This is a genomic window from Treponema sp. OMZ 803 (assembly GCF_024181165.1).
Lineage (GTDB): Bacteria > Spirochaetota > Spirochaetia > Treponematales > Treponemataceae > Treponema.
The window spans coordinates 2,710,440-2,729,535 of sequence record NZ_CP051195.1; the positions used below are offsets into that span (position 1 = coordinate 2,710,440).

The 19,096-nt window shown below is 39.6% G+C and carries 15 protein-coding genes; 7 read left to right on the top strand and 8 right to left on the bottom strand.

Features of this window, described 5'->3' with window-relative positions; translation table 11 throughout:
* The first annotated feature begins 2 nt into the window (after positions 1-2).
* From ABH09_RS12435 to ABH09_RS12445, 3 genes are all read left to right on the top strand, one after another.
* The gene (locus tag ABH09_RS12435; RefSeq protein WP_253714650.1) at positions 3-872 is read left to right on the top strand and encodes a hypothetical protein; all 870 of its coding nucleotides are present in this window, start codon (positions 3-5) and stop codon (positions 870-872) included.
* Positions 873-951: 79 nt separating this feature from the next.
* The gene (locus ABH09_RS12440; RefSeq protein WP_162664616.1) at positions 952-1,602 is read left to right on the top strand and encodes a master DNA invertase Mpi family serine-type recombinase; all 651 of its coding nucleotides are present in this window, start codon (positions 952-954) and stop codon (positions 1,600-1,602) included.
* A gap of 171 nt (positions 1,603-1,773) precedes the next feature.
* Positions 1,774-2,088: a hypothetical protein gene (locus ABH09_RS12445; protein ID WP_253714651.1), complete on the top strand. Its 315-nt coding sequence runs from the start codon at positions 1,774-1,776 to the stop codon at positions 2,086-2,088.
* On the opposite strand, the gene ABH09_RS12450 is transcribed toward ABH09_RS12445, so the two are convergent.
* Genes ABH09_RS12450 through ABH09_RS12460 form a run of 3 tightly spaced genes read right to left on the bottom strand, consistent with a single transcriptional unit; the run spans position 2,074 to position 10,317 of the window.
* Complete coding sequence (locus ABH09_RS12450; protein WP_253714652.1) at positions 2,074-5,670, bottom strand: Eco57I restriction-modification methylase domain-containing protein; 3,597 nt, start codon at positions 5,668-5,670, stop codon at positions 2,074-2,076. The genes ABH09_RS12445 and ABH09_RS12450 overlap by 15 nt on opposite strands.
* A gap of 24 nt (positions 5,671-5,694) precedes the next feature.
* Positions 5,695-6,711 carry a RhuM family protein gene (gene rhuM / locus ABH09_RS12455; protein WP_253714653.1) on the bottom strand — a complete coding sequence of 339 codons (1,017 nt, stop codon included), beginning with the start codon at positions 6,709-6,711 and terminating at the stop codon, positions 5,695-5,697.
* Between the two features lie 18 nt (positions 6,712-6,729).
* On the bottom strand, positions 6,730-10,317 hold the full coding sequence (locus ABH09_RS12460) for a helicase-related protein (protein WP_253714654.1): 3,588 nt from the start codon (positions 10,315-10,317) through the stop codon (positions 6,730-6,732).
* Positions 10,318-10,519: 202 nt separating this feature from the next.
* Between ABH09_RS12460 and ABH09_RS12465 the strand changes: the two genes are divergently transcribed.
* On the top strand, positions 10,520-11,575 hold the full coding sequence (locus ABH09_RS12465) for a lipoprotein TP_1001-related protein (RefSeq protein WP_253714655.1): 1,056 nt from the start codon (positions 10,520-10,522) through the stop codon (positions 11,573-11,575).
* 45 nt (positions 11,576-11,620) lie between these two features.
* Here the strand turns inward: ABH09_RS12465 and ychF are convergent, their stop codons facing one another.
* A complete protein-coding gene (ychF, locus tag ABH09_RS12470) occupies positions 11,621-12,727 on the bottom strand; it encodes a redox-regulated ATPase YchF (protein WP_162664620.1) in 1,107 nt (368 codons plus the stop codon).
* A gap of 318 nt (positions 12,728-13,045) precedes the next feature.
* Between ychF and dinB the strand changes: the two genes are divergently transcribed.
* On the top strand, positions 13,046-14,212 hold the full coding sequence (dinB, locus tag ABH09_RS12475) for a DNA polymerase IV (protein WP_253715787.1): 1,167 nt from the start codon (positions 13,046-13,048) through the stop codon (positions 14,210-14,212).
* Between the two features lie 134 nt (positions 14,213-14,346).
* On the opposite strand, the gene ABH09_RS12480 is transcribed toward dinB, so the two are convergent.
* Both ABH09_RS12480 and ABH09_RS12485 read right to left on the bottom strand, forming a co-directional pair.
* The gene (locus ABH09_RS12480) at positions 14,347-14,817 is read right to left on the bottom strand and encodes a hypothetical protein (protein WP_253714656.1); all 471 of its coding nucleotides are present in this window, start codon (positions 14,815-14,817) and stop codon (positions 14,347-14,349) included.
* A 330-nt stretch (positions 14,818-15,147) separates the two neighbouring features.
* Positions 15,148-15,591 carry an Hsp20/alpha crystallin family protein gene (locus ABH09_RS12485; RefSeq protein WP_162664622.1) on the bottom strand — a complete coding sequence of 148 codons (444 nt, stop codon included), beginning with the start codon at positions 15,589-15,591 and terminating at the stop codon, positions 15,148-15,150.
* A 504-nt stretch (positions 15,592-16,095) separates the two neighbouring features.
* Here ABH09_RS12485 and ABH09_RS12490 point away from each other — a divergent pair.
* The gene (locus ABH09_RS12490; RefSeq protein ID WP_253714657.1) at positions 16,096-17,265 is read left to right on the top strand and encodes a type III PLP-dependent enzyme; all 1,170 of its coding nucleotides are present in this window, start codon (positions 16,096-16,098) and stop codon (positions 17,263-17,265) included.
* A 52-nt stretch (positions 17,266-17,317) separates the two neighbouring features.
* On the opposite strand, the gene ABH09_RS12495 is transcribed toward ABH09_RS12490, so the two are convergent.
* Positions 17,318-17,743 carry a flavodoxin gene (locus tag ABH09_RS12495; RefSeq protein ID WP_044014283.1) on the bottom strand — a complete coding sequence of 142 codons (426 nt, stop codon included), beginning with the start codon at positions 17,741-17,743 and terminating at the stop codon, positions 17,318-17,320.
* Between the two features lie 51 nt (positions 17,744-17,794).
* The gene (locus ABH09_RS12500) at positions 17,795-18,379 is read right to left on the bottom strand and encodes a DUF3793 family protein (RefSeq protein ID WP_253714658.1); all 585 of its coding nucleotides are present in this window, start codon (positions 18,377-18,379) and stop codon (positions 17,795-17,797) included.
* Between the two features lie 263 nt (positions 18,380-18,642).
* Between ABH09_RS12500 and ABH09_RS12505 the strand changes: the two genes are divergently transcribed.
* On the top strand, positions 18,643-19,080 hold the full coding sequence (locus tag ABH09_RS12505; protein ID WP_162664626.1) for a GAF domain-containing protein: 438 nt from the start codon (positions 18,643-18,645) through the stop codon (positions 19,078-19,080).
* The last annotated feature ends 16 nt before the right edge of the window (positions 19,081-19,096 follow it).

A 19,096-nucleotide genomic window follows, 5' to 3' on the forward strand; every position in this document is an offset into this window, starting at 1 on the left:
GTATGAAACTAAATCGTATTGTTTTTTTCAGCTATCTTATATTTTTCAGTTCTTTTCTTTTTGGTCAGACGGAAAATACGGCTATACCAGACCCCAACAATCCCGATTGCATTTATGAGAAAGCACAACTGGGAGAATTCTTTATCCACATGGCAAAAATTACGACGCCATCCAAGGGTTCGGCTCCGGCAGTTGAAGTGCTGTTTAATCCCGATTTCCAATGGGAACCCTGTCTTCCTGATGACGGTTGGGGGAAGGCGAATAAAACATATCGTTACCATGAAGACGAAGTTCCCGGCACTGCCGTTTTTTTCAGCATCACTAATAAGCTGAATGATGTAACCTATTACCGCATAGAGGGAGTTCATCCTTTTGAGTTGCCTTTGTATGATGATCCAACTGAAGCGGAGATGCTCAAACGTTTTATCTTCTTTAAATTTACAGCTTATGCAGCAAAAGGCGGATATTTTGAAAATTATCTTAACAATTTAATGTGGGCAGTTGATACCAACACAAAATTACTTTACGCGTATGGAATGCCGAGCAATTATAAAAAAATAATCGGAAACAATTATATTCCGCAAAACTGGCTTCCGTACGAAACGCATCCGAATACTGCCGATTCAAAATTGAAATTTTACGAGTACGATCCCATCGGTTTTATTTCTCTTGAAAAAGATTATGATTTTTTAGGTGTAAAAACGAATGTACATTTATACAATTGGTGGAACGAATCCGTCGGAGCCGGTTCTTCTATGAAAACAGTAAAACAAAAGCGCTTTATGCCGCGCATTTCAGATGAGGCACTCGAAGATTGGGCCATTCGCGATGCAACAAAGCCGGTACGCTCACCGTACAGGCGACCGTCTTAAGGGAGCCATACATATATTACATCCAATTAAAATGAAAACTGATATACTGGCGTTTATATTACTTGATTGGAGAAGCAGTATGACATACGGATATATCAGAGTAAGCACGGATAAGCAGACGATTGAAAATCAGAAATTTGAAATTACCAATTTTTGTAAACAGGAAAAGTTGAGTGTAGATGGCTGGATTGAAGAAACTATTAGTGGAACAAGAAATTATGATAAGCGTAAGCTCGGGGAGCTTTTAAGGATAATCAAAAAAGATGATTTAATCATTTGCGCTGAGCTTTCTCGTCTTGGACGTAATTTGTTTATGATTATGGAAATCCTCAACATTTGTATGAAAAAAGAATGTAGGGTCTGGACGATTAAAGACAACTATCGGCTCGGCGATGACATACAGAGTAAGGTGTTGGCATTTGCGTTTGGTTTGAGTGCAGAAATAGAACGGAATTTGATTAGCCAACGGACGAAAGAGGCGTTAAAACTGCGAAAAGCAGAAGGAGTAATATTAGGAAGAAAAACAGGATCAAGAAATGTTCATCTCAATAAAAAATGTTTGCAAAACCATAACTTTATTTTAAGACAATATAATAACGGTGTAAGTATTCCGATAATTGCCGAAATAATTGGTGTTGCAAAAGGTACGCTATATCGCTATTTAGCTTATACTGAAATTAGATTGCCGGAAAAAAAAGAAAATGATACATGGATACGAGGTATTTATTAGACCTAAAATATCCTCCAATTTTTGAAGACTAATTCAGGCAAAAAAGGTGTCGGAATGCCCGTCGTTAGAAATCCTCAGTTTAATTTTAAGGAGGGATTTTGTTGGACTGACATTAATACAACTTTTTTAAAATGCAGACTGAAAACAAAGAGTATAAATGACGTAAAAAGTATGAGTATGTATGGACTACTTGATACTGTTCCAGAATATTTTATTATCAGTGTTATTAATTCAACTTTTATGAGCAATTATGTAGATGTTTTTATAAATAATACACAAACATTTCAAATCAATGATGCAAGACAAATTCCTCTTATAATTCCAAATAATAAACAGTTATTACAGTTCAAGTATATCTATGAGAAAGCAATTGAAATAAAAAGAAACCAGTTTTTATCCGGGCTATCTGTATACGCTTCTGATAAGATGTTAATTCCTATTCAACAACAACTTGATAAACTAGTTGAAGAATTATATTGCATATAAAGTATTAATGAATGTATTAATCTGCTTTTCAATTTCTTCGAGAGCGTTATTTTCCTCAAAGGATATACCAGATACCACGGACTTCTTTAAGTCTATAGCTTTCTGAAAGGTTTTAGATATTATTTTTAAACTTTCTTTAGTCGGTATAATAATAGGAATCTGCCTGATATCGTTTATTTGAATATTCACAGTGCAATTTATAAATTCTCGATAATAATCGAATATAAAGTCGGAGTTCAAGACACATACAAGATAATAATTCGGAATATTTTCTAATAAAGTACTTAATGACATTGAGCCAACATCATTGACCGACGCAGATTTCATTTTAACTTTGAGTAATCTTGCTTTAGGATTTAGAACATTATTCCAACAAAATCCCTCCTTAAAAAAGAACGTATATCCTTGATATCGTGCTTTAATATCCGTCTTCAAAAATTGGACATTTTCTTTAGACCAAGCAATTGCAAAAGGTGTTTCCAAGTACCAGCGATTTCCATCTTTATCACCTTTGTCGTATAGAACATAGAAGGGCTTTTTTGTATCAATCCCATTTTCTTTTTCATCATCCGTGAGTTTTTCTACATCTGCAATTTCCTCCTCCTCAATGAGTTTATAAATATAACCTTGTCCAAAAATATCACGCCCATATTTTTCTTTTATGGAATCAAATTTTTCTGCTATTTCACTTTCAGAAAGACTTGTTAAATATTCTTTAGGATTTATATTGCCTAATTCTTTTGCCAATAGTGGTTCAGCCTTCATCGCTGCTATTAACTTTTTAGGTCTGCCATCTATAACAGTGTCAGCCCATTTTGAATTTTTTCGTATAGCAATATATTTACCATTGTTTCCAGTAGCAAGCCCTTGACCGCCTTCTGTCAGACATCCAAGAAGCGCGATATCACCAGGTTTTAAACTTTCGCGATATTTTTTCAATTCAACTGCATTTTCTGCAATCTTTTTACTGGTCTCGATTTTATTCCACCATTGATCATAAAGCTCCTTTACTTTGGCTCCATATAATTGCCAGATTTTTAAGTTTTTCTCTGTAGGTTTAAAAATTACCATATTTTGGGTGTTTCTATATATTTCTTGCAGAACGGGTGCAAATATTATTGGCTTGTGTAGATTTTCAGATCCGTCAATAAATTTAATAGTATTTGATTTTTCGAACTGAGTATTCGAAATTTGAATAATACACGTATCAACAAGAACTGTCTCAAATGGATTTGCGGTATCAAAGATATATTGAATATTTTTATCAAGAATTAAATTGCGCATATTTCGCTTTGTTTGAGTTGTCCAGAAAGTTTTTGGAATAATATAGTTCAATGAACCATTGTTTTTGGTAAGCTCTAGCCCTTTAAATGTAAAAAGATTGTATGTGTCATCGTTGAATCCGAATTCTGCCTCATACATTTTTTTTGCTTCTGCGGGAATATCTTTTGTCGATATATACGGAGGATTCCCTATAACGATATCGAAGCCGTCTTTTATATCAAACATCCATTCCTTGTCAAAAAACGGACTAACAGTAGTTTGATCATACGGATTCCATGCCGCAAGTTGCCTGGCTTCTTCTTGATTATATATCCTGTCTTTTGCGAGTAAGTCTGCTAAAGATTTCCGTAATTTTTTATCTTCTTCTCTGCATTCAGCTTTTGCTTTTGCTGTAGCCGCATTAAAATGTGCATGACGTACTTTTTTAATATCTTGTTTTATTTTGTTAATTTCGGGATCTTCAAACAAGGCAGATTGTTCGCTTTGCTTTTTGCTGATTAATGTATTTGCCGCAACGAATTTAGTTTCAAGGTTCGGCAGCGGATCAAAGCCGTAGTTAGCTGCTATGCTATTATTTTTTTCCTGTTCGCAAATAAGACTTATAAAGAATCTGAGCTTACAAATTTGCACGGCAATCGGCTGGATATCAACTCCGTACAGACAGTTTTCAATTAATGAAAGTTTCAGTTGATAAACCGACTTTTCATCGTCTTTTATACCGCCGCACTTTTGAATGATTTGCACCATTCGATGAAGAGCGCCCATAGGAAAGGCTCCGGAACCGCAGGCAGGATCCAATATTTTGACGTTTTTAACTGCTATTATGATCGCTTCTTTATTGCATTCGTTATATGAATCGATATTGTTGTCAAAAAGAATCTTTGTCTGGTCATCTGTCATACCTTTTACATTTTGTAAAAGGTATGTTTTGAGCGATTCATCAACCATAAAATCGACAATTTCGCGAGGCGTATAAAACGAACCGGAACCTTTTCTGGCCGTTTTGCTCGTTTCGGGATTATATGTACCTAAGAGGTTTTCAAATACTTTACCGAGCAATTCAGGATCAAGGGCGATCTGCACATTACTCGGAGTATTTTCTTCTACAGTGAAATTATATCGGTTAAGAATATGGATAAGCCCCTCATGTCCCCCATCATCTTCTTGCCAAAACAGATGATTCGGTATAAACGCCATCCAATACGGCTCACGGCTGAATCCGTCCCTCAATACTTCTATATTCTTTTGTTTATTCTCATCATCTTTAAGCGCATCAAGGCATTCGAATAAACCGCCGTTTAAAAAAGGAACCGATTTAAAATGGTCAATGATTTCTTTATTCGTTTTTTTAAAGAAAGTTTTTTTACAGTTATCGCGGTAATAATTCTTTACTCCGAATTGTTTATTAAAGCTTTTGCTTTTATCATCCGCAAAAGCACGGTCTTCTATCTTTCTATTTAAAGTTGCAAAGAAAAGATTTTGAATAATCGCATTGTAGTAATTGCCCGATTTTTTATTATTCGGATTAAAGTCGGTAAGGATATTTTTCAATTCGTTAATGTCAAAAATCCATGAGGGGATCAGTTCTTTTTGCTTAATAAACCAAACGAACATCAGCCGCGTGATAAGGCGTATAAGATTTATTTCGTTGTTATCCCCTGATTGTTTAACATTAAAACCGCCTTTTGTATTTTTTGTCGTCTCTCCGATTGGGAATGTAACAAGTTTTAAAGCCCATTCATACCAGTTAAAGAGTGCTTTATAAAACTCTTTACTCAGCGCTTCCACACTGAATGCATCTAACATATCTGCTACGGTTATATCGCTATCGTCGGCTTTTTTTGCCAGTTTCTGGAAACGCTCTGCGATAGTTCGGCAAGGATGTTCTGTTCCGCACAGATAAGTATACCGCTTTGCGCTGGTGCTGGTTTTAAGAGTTTCTGCTCGGTGCACAAAACTTACCCGCCACTCATTCAAATTATCAGCAAAATGGAAAAAGATCAGAGCGGATGTATTATCTTCCATAATTTTACGGATACAGTTTTGAATACTCACTCGGCTGCGTTTTAAGTGTACCGAAGACTGCACTGTTACATCGGCAAATGTTATGAAAAAGGTACCTGAAACTTGCGCTATGATTGAAGCTTGTAAAATAGTCTGTTTATCGGATTCTGCTAAGGCAATCGGCGTAGTTTTCCGTAAATCTTTTGCTGTTTTGAAAATAGGAAGGATTATCTCTTCATATATCGTGTCTTTCCCGGGATAAGCTTGTTCAAAAATAGTGCGAAAGTCTGTCATAGTGTGTTCCTCTAAAAATTTTATTTATTTTTTTGCCTTTAGCTGTTTTTCTAAATTTTCCAATGCCGCCAATTCAAGACTATCCGATTTATCTGATTCAGCAGCATAAAAAGTCTTGCGCTTTGCATCAAATTCAAGATATATGGATTCAACTTTCTTTTCCATTTGTTGATGAGAACGACCACCTTTGTCATTTAACAGCGAGAACCCATTATCAAGCAAAATTTTATCGAAATTCTCTTTCCAATAAAGCATTGTCAAATCTTTGCGCATCTTTGCACGCAATTCAGCTGTTTCTAAGAAAATAATGACAATTCGATTTAAGATATCAAGCTCATCCTTTGTAAGATAATTTTTTGAAATATAGATATCTTGTTTTCTCACTATAGATCCTTTCCAGCTCGTTAGTGCCATATTAGGCTTTGAACTATCAGCACGGCTTAAAATAAGTTCAGCAGCAGTTTTATGTGTAACTGCATAAATGAGTTTATTTTGAGTAGCAGCAAAAAAGTTTTGAGTTGCTTTATCCGAGCTATCGTAATCAGAAGAAAGAGCAAACAAATCACGAACTTTTTGATAAAATCGTTTTTCCGATGCTCGTATATCGCGAATACGCTCTAGCAGTTCGTCAAAATAATCAGGTCTTCCATCCGGATTTTTAAGGCGCTCATCATCCATTACAAAACCTTTATGTAAAAATTCAGTCAAATTTTGATTTGCCCACATCCTGAATTGTGTGCCGCGTTTACTGCGAACTCTAAAACCAATAGCTAAAATCATAGGCAGCGCATAATAGGTAATTTCATAGTTTTTGCCGTCAGAGGCAGTTGTCAAGTAATTCTTGACAACTGATTTTTCATCCAGTTCTTTATCATTGAAAATATTTGCAATATGTAAACTGATATTTTGTTTAGAACTCTCAAAAAGTAAAGCAATCTGTTGCTGATTCATCCATATCATACCATCTTGCGCGTATAATTTTACATTGGTTTTACCATCTTCAGTATTATAAATAATTATTTCATCTTTTTGTTTTATCATACTCGTTCTTCCTTCTCGTTATTCCGTGATAAGCGCTATTGAAAGCGCAGCATTTGTGTCAGTTCTTGTATTATTTTGTCGTGCTAATTGATAGAGTTCTCTAATGGCTACGGTATTGTCGTAAAAACCATTATCGAATAATGAGGGGGATTGAAAATTCGTTTTTAATACTTTTTTTGCTAATATCGAATTATGATGCATAAGCGCCTCTGAAATTACATCGAGCATAGTGCGCAATTCAGTGGAGTTAATGCTTGTGTATAATCCTTGGATTTTACTTCGTGCTTGCGTTATCTCTTTATTCTGTTTGCTTTTTCTTTCTCTAATAATCAATGCTGCATTTTGCTTATCTTTTTCATAGCATTCCATAATTGCTTCATGAAGATCCTTTAGTGTATCTCTATTTATATCGGTCTGTGCGGTATCAAATTGTATAAGCGGTTTTAATGCCTCAAAAAACTCCAGTTGACTCACTTGTTTTACTGCTTCATTTTTAGAAGCAAGATACAAGAAAGATTGTGTAGTAGTTTTCCGGTCAGTATGCCCATGTACAGCAGAAAAAGAACCGTGTTCTCCCGCTTTTATGGAAGAAATAGCGAGATCGTTTATGGCTTTTAGCCGAGTGTATTCCTCCGGTTGCTCTTTTTGGAATACTTGTAATTCTGCAATAAACGGCATGATTGGAGATTCTTCATCATCAGTTGTTTCGTATATTACCGGATCAAAATGTCTTACTTCTTCTTTTGTTGAATAAATTTGAGCATCTTCCCCGAATAATTCATGAAATGCTTGCAATTTTATATATGTTCTATTTTTAATATTGATTTGTGCATCGCCTAATGTAGAAGGATAAAAATTATAATTCCATATCGTTTTTGCGTCAGTACCGATACGGTTAATTCGTCCAAGCCGTTGCATAAGACGCGTCGCATTCCACGGAGAATCATAATTGAGAATTGAATTCGCACGGTGCAGGTTTACACCTTCTGAAAGGACATCGGTTGTAATAAGTATCTGGTAGTCGTCGCGTTTTTCTCCTTTGTAATTTGCATCAAAATTTGCAGCAATAACATCTTTCATAACCTCACGATTCGCCGCAGTAATTGAAAGGACATTACACTGTGGTATCGGCATTTCGTCTAATTTTTGAACCAATGCGCTTTGTGTTGCAATACATTCTGTAAAAATAATTAACTTTCGGTTTTTATTTCTGCTTTTTTTTAGAAACTGATTTGCGGTTTCATAAATAAACGTACTCATTTTAGGATCAGAGATTTGGATATCCCACTGTGAACATAACTTTTTGATAAGCAATAAATCATTACGCAACAAGGTAATATAGCTCTCATCAAAATCATCCCTTTTATATTCTCGATTGCTGCCTGTGTCATCATGCCCGGAATATTTTTTGTTTGCTTTTTTTGCTTTATCTGCAAGCATATCAAGACACTGTTCAAATTCATCATCGCTTTTAATAGCATTATTGCCGAGTTCTTTATTCACATCCAAATCGGGACAAATAAAAATACGATTTACTTCCCACATCTTAATCATGTTTTCCGTGTAACGGGAGAGGTTATGGAGTGATTCTTTAAAGGCCGCTTGGCTGCTTTCAAGGCGTTTAACAAGTAACATTTCCATCAGCTGAGCTAATCGTTCTGCCGTATTACTTACCGTTAAATTTTTTACTTCGTATAACACACGATGTTTTTCGTTTTTCAGAAATTCAATTGCTCTGTAACGGTAATAACCGAGCCCGTCTTTTCCTGCTTCAGTACCGAGCGAAAGGATTTGATTTCCCGATTCGTCTGTATCGATACAGCTGACTTGTGGGGCAATAATATTTATCGTACTATTAAAAAGATTTCCCAGTTCACCTTTCATTTCATAAGGGATGGCGATCGGTTTATTTATTTTAGGAAAGGCTAAATTTTGGGTATTCATGTCATCCTGATAATATTTTTCAATGTCCGTTCTTGTTCGTCTGATTATTAACGGTTCAACAATATGTTTACGTATATCTTTATTATCCTCAATAAGTTTTTTTTTATCCTGATTTAATTCATCCGGTGTCTTCTGAATTTTTATCCCATTCACAAGTTTATATCGCTGAATATATTGTTTGTAGCGGTCTTGCTTTTCCTTAAAGTAGCGCTCAAGATCATTTCCGAATCCACCGAGGTTACACAAGGTTGCATTTTTATGTTCGCGCTGGAACAAATAAATCTGATTCCGTAAATCATACGGAGCATTATTTTGCGGAGTCGCCGAAAGAAGCATTACATAAGGCTGAGGCTGTATGCTTCCTATTAAGTCATCAAGTTTTTGGTACATGAGAGTATTGTTGTTCCTAAAGCGATGGCTTTCATCAACGACAATCATGCCGTATTGTTGTTTTTTAAATACTAAATCGAAATCATTTCCATCAACATAGCCATCGCTTTCGTCGCCGTCATCAAGGCGCCCGATTGTAGTAAGATTGATAAGCAGTTTGATTTTTTTACCGGGTATTTCATTTTTATCAAAATAGTTGATTGAATCAGTCCAGCTTTGTTTAATTGCCGGAGGGGTGATAATGAGTACCGGATGAGCAAAGTTTGTTTCTAAAAGATGCCGCTTTACAATCATCAATGCAGTAAATGTTTTTCCAAGTCCGACAACATCGGCAAGGATAAACCCGTGATGCCGTTTCATAATTGCAAAGCCTTGATTAACCGCTTGATTTTGATAGGTAAGCTGTTTGAAGTCTTCATCATGGGGTATATACGCATCGGGGGAGATTTTACCGTCGCCGTTGATTACTTCATCGAACTGATCAATCAAGAATTTAATATAGGTTTGATAGGGAGAAAGCTCGGTATACGGTACTTCATGTTGAGGTTGGGCTTGGCTCTTCGTTTTTTCAGTTTCTATCCCTATCTCCGATTTCTTTAAGACCTCCTCCAAAAACGCTCGTGTCCAATCGGATGCTAATGCCCATTTTTCATTGAACCATGTAGTATGTCCTTTTGAAAGATTTATCCCGTCCGGCTTTGCCGAAATTATTTGGGTGTGTGTTTCAAGGTAATTCAGTTCGGAATTTTCTTGTAAGCCTTTTTGGGTAAAATTGCTGCTGCCGATAATCCCGTATGCGATGCCGGTTCCGTATAAAATATAACACTTGGAATGGAAAAACTGCCGCTTATCATCCTCGCTTACACCGCGAAAAATGCGTATCTCTATTTTCGGGCCATTGAGTCCTGTATGTTGTTCTTTGCAAAAATCCAGTAAAAGCTGTACAGCGGGGATGTATTCAGATTTTACCTTTAAATCGGCAAGATCGGTTTTGATAAAATCCTGCGGATAGTCGGCATCCTTATATTTGACATCGGCACTGTACTGTGCAAAAAGATACGGATCTTTTCCGATAAGAATCCGCACGCGTGTATCTGCCGACCGCTCTAAGAATGCGCGAAGTTCTGCTGCGATCAACTGTGTGCCCGGAATGTCCCAGTACCCTGTTGCAATGTCGATGTGTGTAATGTCGGGGACCTTGATGAGTTCTTTAAGCGTATCAACAAGCTGTAAATGTTCGGAATTATCAATCAGTGTACTGTGTATAGGCATAGTCCTGTTCCTTAAAAACATAACAGACATCTAAAAGCTTCGCTTTTTAAATGCGCCCTTATAGTATACCATAAATTTACCCCATAGGAAAATTTTTCACACTTTTTAAAAAATTTTTCCGTCTTTTCCTCAAAATCCTTAGCCGAAAAGCCGCGCGTGTCGCATATAGAGATTAGTTTACAGATATTTAGGAGGTTAAACGATGAAAAAACTCTTTTTTCTTGTATCAATTATCTGCGCGTTGTGCGGAGCAGGATGTGCGGGTTTTTCCAAACAGCCGATTTTTACCGAGATTATCGGCGAAGAAGCCGAACCCGTCAAAATAGTCAAAACCGCACGGATGGAAAACAATGCCGTGCAGATGTTCTTTTCCGGTACGGCGGAATTTCTTTCGGCGGAAATTTTTATCCCCGAAACGGGCGAAACGCAAACGTGCAGTGTCGAACCTATGGATATCCCCGACGACTTTACCGATTCCGAAGGGCAATCCGGTAAGATAGATACCTACACCGCCTTTGCGCTTACTCCAACTGCTCCGATCGGAATCGGGGCGTCTTTTGTACTGCGCGGTTCCGTGTCGGATACAAAGCACAGCGTTCTCGATTTCGCGCTGCCGTTTGAGGGAGCCAATACGCGCCCTGCAAAACTGCGGATAACCGAAATTCGTCCGCTGTACAGCAGTAAACCGAAAAGCGAATTTATTGAGTTCATCGTAATGGAAAGTGGCAACCTTTCCGGTATCACTATCACGAATGTCGGGGATAAGCAAAACCCGCACTATCGGTTCCCCGCCGCAGAAGTTTCCGCTGGCGAGACCATCGTATACCATTGGCGTTCCGTCGAAGAAGGTATCCGCGATGAACTTACCGCTAAAATTATTTCAGGCGGAACGCAGGCATGTCCGGCTGCACGTGATTTTTGGGGACCGTATACGAGCATTCCCAAACGGAACGCCAATGTGATTCTGATAAAAACCGGAACTGACGGTGATATTCAAGATGCCATTCTCTACTGTACCGAAAAAGAATTTGCCAAGCGAGGCGCAGCTCCTGCATGGAACGATGAAGAACTGGTACAAGCAGCAGAAGCAGCCGTTGCAAGCGGCGTATGGCGAGGCGGCGCTGTCTTAAAGTCAGCCGTTATCGCGCCGATAACCGCCTCAAAATCGTTAGTACGCGATGCGAAGTCCGGCGTCAATAAAGCCGAAAGCTGGACACTCCGCGATTCAAAAAAGGTTACAATGGGAAAACCGTATTAACACACCAAAGATATAGAAACTTCAATACAATTGTTTACAAAGGAGTTATACGTTAAATTTGAAGAACATAATATCCCCATCTTGAACGACGTATTCCTTACCTTCTTGGCGATAGCGGCCGGCTTCTTTGATTTTTTGTTCCGAACCGTATTTCAAGAAGTCTTCAAAACTGTAGACTTCCGCCTTGATAAAGCCTCGTTCAAAGTCGCTGTGGATAACACCGGCTGCTTTGGGGGCGGTATCTCCTGCGTGGATAGTCCATGCGCGGCATTCGTCTTTCCCGGCGGTAAAGAAGGTACGTAGCCCGATTAAATGATATGCTGCATGGGCAAGAACCGATAAGCCTGAAACCTTGAGCCCGATCTCTTCCAAAAAGGCGGCTCGTTCTTCCGCATCGTCGATATCGGCAAGCTCCGCTTCAAACTTTCCGCAGATAACGACGGTTTCAGCTCCTTCTTGTGCGGCGATTTTTTTAACCGTTTCGATATACGCATTCCCGTTTTTTATTCCGTCCTCATCGACGTTGCAAACATACAGCTGAGGCTTCATCGTAATCAGATGTGTGTCGTACATCACGGCTTGCTCTTCATCTGTTAGATCGGCATTACGTGCACCCTTTCCGTCCTGCAGTAACGGCTTGATTTTCGCAATAGCGCTCATCGCAATCGCCGCTTCTTTCTGCATATCTTTACCCATACGGGTTGCTTTCTCCGCTCGTTCTGCTCGTTTTTCCAGCGATGCAAGATCGGCAAGCGCGAGCTCGATATTGATGGTTTCGATATCCGATGCGGGATCAATTTTATTGTTTACGTGAACGATGTCGGGATCGTCAAAGCAGCGTACGACATGTGCGATAACGCCTACCTCGCGAATATGAGAAAGAAACTGGTTGCCGAGCCCTTCGCCTTTTGAAGCACCCTTTACAAGTCCTGCAATATCGACAAACTCAACTGTTGCCGGAACAGTCTTTTTCGGTTCAAAAAATTTTGACAGTTTTGTGAGCCGTTCGTCAGGGAGATCGACGATACCGACATTGGGATTAATAGTGCAGAACGGATAGTTTGCCGCCTCTGCCGGTGCCCGGGTCAATGCAGAAAAGATGGTGGATTTACCGACATTCGGCAGCCCGACAATACCACAGTTTATAGCCATAGGAGAACCCCTTTAATCAATCATGTTCAGTTAAATAGAAAGATAGTTAAATCTTCCTTAAAATTCAACAGCCGAACAAAATATCAATTTTGGAGACTGTTGAATTCGTGCGCGCAACGCGCATACGTCAATAATCGACGTTTGTGTAAGCAAACTCGACGTGTTTTTAAGCGATACCATTTGTACCGCTTAAAATAAACCATCCTTAAACTGAAACAGTTCCAATTCTCTTTTATTGGATTGTATACCGAAGCGCCCGAAAAGTCAAAGGAACCATTGTCTTGCAGATTGATATCAGTTGAATATACTGAATACACGATGATTCATAATCCGGTATTTTTTCATGTTGATTTGGATGCTTTTTTTGCCTCAGTAGAACAGCTCGACAATCCGGCATATCGCGGAAAGCCGGTTATTGTCGGCGGGCTTGGTAAGCGAGGTGTTGTCTCGACGGCTTCGTATGAGGCGCGAAAGTTCGGTGTGCATTCCGCGATGCCGATGGCCCGCGCACGAGCCCTGTGTCCGAATGGTATCTTTATAAAAACACGAATGCAGCGATATTATGAAAAATCGAAAGAGATTATGACGATTTTTAAAAACTTCAGTCCCGATATACAGCAGCTGTCCGTCGATGAAGCGTTTCTGGACATGAGCGGTACGGAAAAAATATTCGGCGATACTGCAACGGCTGCCCGGCTTTTGAAGAACTCTGTCTTTGCGCAAACAGGTTTGCGGGTTTCCGTAGGGGCGGCTTCTAATAAATACATTGCGAAGATCGCTTCGGGGCAATCGAAACCGGACGGTTTATTGGTTGTGCCGCCGGGCGAAGAAGCTCAGTTTATGCAGTCGCTGCGTTTAAGCGATGTATGGGGTATCGGCAGTAAAACACGGACGCGGCTTGCCGAATCCGGACTGACGACTATTGCCGAGATTCTCAAGCAACAGGAATCTGTTTTGCAGCTGATTATCGGGAATGCTGCGGGTACGTTTCTGTATCAAGCAGTTCGCGGAGATATGGCGCATGTTTTTAACGAAGGGCACAAAAGCCATTCCATCAGTACGGAACGTACATTTGAAACCGATCTGCATGAAAGAGATGAAATCTCCGATGTGCTATTCCTGCTGAGCGCGGAGCTGATGTGCCGTATCCTTGATGAACGCATCCAAAGCCGTACTGTGCATATTAAAATACGGTATGCAGATTTTACCACCGTCTCGGCGCAGCAGAGCGGAGCATTGATTAACGATTCTGCGGATTTATACGGACGGGTTCAGAAGCTATTCTTTTCCCGATTCGATACGGCACTGTCCGTCCGGCTCATCGGGATTGGGGTAGACATCGGCAGCGACAACAGCCAACTGGAGCTTTTTGCTTCCGAAAAGGCGGCAAAAAAGCGTAAACTTGAAGAGGCGGTTTTGGATATTTCAAAGAAAAATAAAGACGTCAAAATTGTGCAAGCACGATTACTCCCGCCGGTGGAGTAGACAGATAGTATTATTTTCTCTCTAAATCCTCCACACACTCGGCAACACATATACCATAGCATCGGACATGGGGACAGGCAGTTCAAAACGAATAACGGCAGTACCGCATCGAGCAATAACGAATCAAACTTTCGTTAATATTCTCCGGGATGGATGATCACAGAAAACAGCTCTTTACCGTTTTTATCTGTATAGATGTAAATCAATGTAACCTTATCTTTTCTTATTTGATAGATCATCTGATTTGTTTTTAGCTTTTCCTTTAACATACCTTCGGCTGTTTTCTCCACTATTGCCCAGGTCTGTTTATCCATGTCTTCATATACACCGCCAGAAAAGAGATAGGTATAGGCAAGTGCATGCTGATCTTCCTTGTATTCAAGCTTTGTTAGAGTAGTCGCTTCATCAACCTCTATGGGGCATTGCTTTGTTACCCCTTCCGCCATAGCGTGATATATCCTGGCATTCTTATGTGTGTCTTCAGAAGCTGCATGAGGTTCCTTTTTAGATGCACTGCCCATTGTCTGGCAAGAGAAGAGGCAAACTAAACACGCAGTTACGAGGAATCCTAATGCGATCCGTTTCGCATTTCTAAGTAATTTCATATATAATCCCCCCTATAAAGGATTTCAACATTTCCGCCGCCCTCTATCATGGGGAAAAATGTACCACAGTTTCCTGTTTATGAAAAGATAAGGAGATTTTTTAGGGAGGTGGATAATATTGAGAATTTCCATATTTTTTGTACAATAAGTCTAATCAAATGTATAAAAAAAGAACCATGTAATGCGAAAATGCAGCTTAATACAATGTTGAACGGTACCCACACATAGGCTCTGCATAAAAAAAGCCCTCTGCATAATGACTATACAGAGAGCTTTTTAGTTAGTTTCCGATGCCTCGGTCAATCTTAATTCCGATTGATCGGGAACCCCTTAGTTTGATTTTATGGCAATCTGCCGACGGGGAGCAAGCTCCTTACGAGGTATAGTGACGGTCAACACACCGTTTTTAAAGGACGCTTCAACCTTGTCTTGATCAATATCCTCAGGTAGCGTAAACCGTCTGACAAAGTGCCGCTGTGTGCGTTCGCGGATCAGGAATTGTTCGCCGTTCGGTTTTTCTTCCTTCTCTTTTGTTTCTTCGTGGTTGGAAGCAACAGTCAAAACACGTTCTTTTAAGTGAATGGTAACGTCCTTCTCCGTATAACCGGGAAGATCGATATCCATAATATAGGCGCCGCTTGTTTCGCGCACATCAACAGTCGGATAGCTTGCATTTGCCAACGGACTGAAAACGCCGAAATGAGGGCTGTCGTGATTTAATGAGTCAAGAACAGAGTCCGCAAATAAGGGATTAAAAATGCTTAATGAGTTCATAGTTTTCCTCCAAAAGGCTTACAAGTTAGGGTTTTTAGAAAACCCTCGAAGTTTTTTCAACTTCAGTAATTACATAGCAACAAGCGTGCCAAGTTATACAATATACCTAATAAGAGAATCGGATGAAAAAAGGCTGTTTTGACCGAATAATTCCGCTTATACGGCTTTTTTATAACTTAAAGTGAGCGTTTATCGGCGTTTTTTAAACAGCTTCAATGGCAAAATCCGACTGTGTAAGGTGTTTACGTCCCGTTTACCGGTATGATGTGTCATTTTATATACCATATTGAGTCAATTTTTCCAACACAAAGCAAAATATGTGTCATTATGAAACATATTTTGCTTTTATCATAACTATTACTATTTTTTCTATTTAAAAATCGGGAAATCGGTTATACTATCTTTTATTCAATTATTGACAGATAAAAACGATATGTTTACAGTGATATTCTTTACAGCAAAAAAAGCTGTACGAATATCCCATAGACGCATCCGGAGGCGGACATGAACGTAACCGATTATATGAGTGAAAGCGACTGGAAAAAGCTGGTGCAATTTTCCGAAAAACTCGAAACTCCCTGTGTTGTTATCAATTTGGATCGCATTAAAAAAAATTACCTTGAATTAAAAAAGTTATTTTCCCCCGCAGATATTTACTATGCAGTGAAAGCAAATCCCCATGAAGAAATTTTAAAGCTCCTAATCGATTTAGGAGCCAATTTCGATATCGCCTCACGCTACGAGCTTAATAAAATCCTCGCTTTGGGAATCACTCCGGATCGTCTCAGCTATGGGAATACGATTAAAAAAGCAAAAGACATTGCCTATTTTTATGAAAAAGGTATCCGGCTGTTCGTTACCGACAGTAAAGAAGATTTAAAAAATATTGCAAAATATGCTCCTCAATCGCATATCTATGTCCGCATCTTGGTTGAAAATACCAATAGTGCCGACTGGCCGCTTTCCCGTAAGTTCGGCTGCCACCCCGATATGGCGTATGATCTCTGCATTTTGGCGAAAGAACTCGGCCTTATTCCTTACGGGATTTCATTCCATGTCGGCAGTCAGCAACGGGATATCGGACAATGGGACGATGCTATTGCAAAAACAAAGTATCTGATGAGTTCTCTTGAAGAAGAAGAAGATATCGAGCTCAAGATGATCAATATGGGAGGCGGTTTTCCTGCCCCGTATGTGGTGCCGACTAATGAACTTTCGGAATACGCAAGTGAAATTAACCGCTATCTTGACGACGATTTTGGCCATGAACGGCCGCGCATTATCCTTGAGCCCGGGAGATCTATGGTAGGTAATGCCGGAGTCCTCGTTACTGAGGTTATTACTGTTTCAAGGAAAAACAATACCGCTTTGCAGCGCTGGGTTTATGTAGATGCCGGCGTCTTCAACGGATTAGTGGAAACGCTGAACGAGAGCATCAAATATCCTATCGTTACCTCGAAGGATTCTAATTGCAGCAAGCGCGGGGAGGTTATTCTCGCTGGGCCAACTTGCGACAGCATGGATATTATGTATGAAAAATATAAATACCAACTTCCGATCAATCTAAAACCGGGCGATAGGGTATACTTTCTTAGTGCCGGCGCATATACGGCGACTTATGCATCTGTAGAATTTAACGGCTTTCCACCGCTTAAAACCTATATTATAAAATAAAAAAACGGCACAAAGATGTTATCTTTGTGCCATTCATTACCGTATCTTACGGTTATTTCGCGAACCGTTCGCCGAATTCCTTGCACTTTTTCTGTGCTTCTTCATCGGGATCGTCATAGGCAATGAGGCCTTCTTCAAACACATCGGCTCCGTCTCGCTTTGCGCGTTCTACCCATGTCTGCATCCATTCACCGTCTGCCCATTCGTAAGAACCGAACAGTGCAATTTTGCGACCTGAAAGTTTATTTTCGATAGAAGCAAAGAACGGTTCAAATTCATCCGGTTCAAGTTCCTCAGAACCCATCGCAGGGCACCCGAAGGCGATTTTGTCATAACTATCTAATTTGTCCGCACTGAACTGCGAAACAGTGAATAATTCCGCCTCTGCCCCGCCTGCTTTCAGTCCGTCCATAATACAATGAGCCATTTTTTCGGTATGACCGGTTCCGCTCCAAAATACTACTGCAACTTTTGCCATAGCAAACTCCTTATAAAGTGTGATGAGAATAATATAAGTATTATTCTACTGTTAGGCAACACAAACAATCTCAAAGATAGTCATGCCGCTTTTTATCTGTAAAGCAAAACGCTCTTTACATTCCGTATATTGATGGAACACTTGTAATGCCTGTTGCGGATTGCTGTATACCTTCCAGTACCCACAAAACAGACAATTTTGCCCGCCCGTTTTTACATACTGCATTACATCGTCGGCAGGATACCCTAAAAAAAGTCCGATCTCGTGCGGAAAGCTTTTTCCTTGCTCTCTGCTCCGTGTTCCTATAAAATCAGACATCCGCTCTTTTAACCGCATGATAGTTGCATCAAGCCCACGTTCCGGCAGATACCCGAAATATCGTAGCGCCACTGCTACTTGAGGCTGAAAACAAAGGCAAGTAAGCAAATCCTTCCGATATACTAATACTTGGGTACGATTTTCGCATACGCAAAGCGGCGTAAAATATATCCCTTGCTCATTCAACATTTCATTATAAGTATCGCACCATTGGATATCGGTACTTGGAAACGACACAAGGTTCGCCGGTTTAATTCCCGCCAGGCAGGGAGCCGCATGACGGGCAAGGGCTGCTTCAACGTAAGCGTGCGGTAACATGTTTCTATTATGAGCATAGAACTTGAAAAATGTCAACCGTGAATAACTGGAATTTTCGGGCAAATGCATCAGGCCGTTTTTTTAACAGTCTCCTGATTTTGCGATTTATATTTATCCGTCTGATGTGTTCGCCCTGTATACTTAAATATTATACTTGACAATATATTATATTATAAATAGTATTATAACGTTTAAAGAAACACCGCGGGCAACATTAAAAACGGATTGTTGATCTTAGTTAAAGATAAAAGTAGGAGCAAAAAATGAAAGAGAAATTAGCTCAATATCGCGCATTAATTGAAAGCGAAACCGATGTTATTGCGGTAATGGCAAATACCAGCGCGTTTATCATGGAAAATATTTCCGGCTTAAATTGGGCGGGGTTTTATCAAATGAAAGGTGATGAATTGGTACTGGGGCCATTTCAAGGCCGACCTGCTTGCTATCGAATTGGTTATGGAAAAGGAGTCTGCGGGCATTGTGCGGTCAGTCGAAAAACAATCATGGTACCCGATGTACACGCTTTTCCCGGGCACATTGCCTGCGATGCGGCAAGTAAAAGTGAACTGGTTGTACCGATTATTCACAACAGTATTTTATTCGGTGTAATTGATCTCGATGCTCCCGAATACGATCATTTTACCGATACCGACAAGTGCCTTATCGAGGCTATCGCTGAGATATTTTCCCAAAAATTGTAGAAGGGGACTTCTAAGA

What these genes read in the sequence shown, in the direction of transcription:
- ABH09_RS12435 (WP_253714650.1), top strand. Translation starts at nt 3, where the DNA reads ATGAAACTAAATCGTATTGTTTTTTTCAGCTATCTTATATTTTTCAGT.
- ABH09_RS12440 (WP_162664616.1), top strand. Translation starts at nt 952, where the DNA reads ATGACATACGGATATATCAGAGTAAGCACGGATAAGCAGACGATTGAA.
- ABH09_RS12445 (WP_253714651.1), top strand. Translation starts at nt 1,774, where the DNA reads ATGAGTATGTATGGACTACTTGATACTGTTCCAGAATATTTTATTATC.
- ABH09_RS12450 (WP_253714652.1), bottom strand. Translation starts at nt 5,670, where the DNA reads ATGACAGACTTTCGCACTATTTTTGAACAAGCTTATCCCGGGAAAGAC.
- rhuM (WP_253714653.1), bottom strand. Translation starts at nt 6,711, where the DNA reads ATGATAAAACAAAAAGATGAAATAATTATTTATAATACTGAAGATGGT.
- ABH09_RS12460 (WP_253714654.1), bottom strand. Translation starts at nt 10,317, where the DNA reads ATGCCTATACACAGTACACTGATTGATAATTCCGAACATTTACAGCTT.
- ABH09_RS12465 (WP_253714655.1), top strand. Translation starts at nt 10,520, where the DNA reads ATGAAAAAACTCTTTTTTCTTGTATCAATTATCTGCGCGTTGTGCGGA.
- ychF (WP_162664620.1), bottom strand. Translation starts at nt 12,727, where the DNA reads ATGGCTATAAACTGTGGTATTGTCGGGCTGCCGAATGTCGGTAAATCC.
- dinB (WP_253715787.1), top strand. Translation starts at nt 13,046, where the DNA reads ATGATTCATAATCCGGTATTTTTTCATGTTGATTTGGATGCTTTTTTT.
- ABH09_RS12480 (WP_253714656.1), bottom strand. Translation starts at nt 14,817, where the DNA reads ATGAAATTACTTAGAAATGCGAAACGGATCGCATTAGGATTCCTCGTA.
- ABH09_RS12485 (WP_162664622.1), bottom strand. Translation starts at nt 15,591, where the DNA reads ATGAACTCATTAAGCATTTTTAATCCCTTATTTGCGGACTCTGTTCTT.
- ABH09_RS12490 (WP_253714657.1), top strand. Translation starts at nt 16,096, where the DNA reads ATGAACGTAACCGATTATATGAGTGAAAGCGACTGGAAAAAGCTGGTG.
- ABH09_RS12495 (WP_044014283.1), bottom strand. Translation starts at nt 17,743, where the DNA reads ATGGCAAAAGTTGCAGTAGTATTTTGGAGCGGAACCGGTCATACCGAA.
- ABH09_RS12500 (WP_253714658.1), bottom strand. Translation starts at nt 18,379, where the DNA reads ATGTTACCGCACGCTTACGTTGAAGCAGCCCTTGCCCGTCATGCGGCT.
- ABH09_RS12505 (WP_162664626.1), top strand. Translation starts at nt 18,643, where the DNA reads ATGAAAGAGAAATTAGCTCAATATCGCGCATTAATTGAAAGCGAAACC.